At 69.1% G+C, this 207-nt stretch carries 1 protein-coding gene; it reads right to left on the reverse strand.

The window, feature by feature from the left end:
- The coding region (locus BEN49_RS28970; protein WP_204376158.1) for a hypothetical protein at window positions 1-207 on the reverse strand (207 nt) is incomplete at both ends.

Below are 207 nucleotides of genomic sequence, written 5' to 3' on the forward strand. Positions count from 1 at the left end.
CGTAGGGCCGCGGCGTAGTCGGCCACCCGGATGGGGCGGGGCCACGTTCAACAGCACGTCGGAGCGAAACCGCGTGGGGTCGGAAGTAGTTGATGCCCACCGGCAGCACGTAGGGCCGCGGCGTAGTCGGCCACCCGGATGGGGCGGGGCCACGTTCAACAGCACGTCGGAGCGAAACCGCGTGGGGTCGGAAGTAGTTGATGCCCA

Source organism: Hymenobacter coccineus (assembly GCF_001816125.1).
In the GTDB taxonomy this organism is placed as follows: domain Bacteria; phylum Bacteroidota; class Bacteroidia; order Cytophagales; family Hymenobacteraceae; genus Hymenobacter; species Hymenobacter coccineus.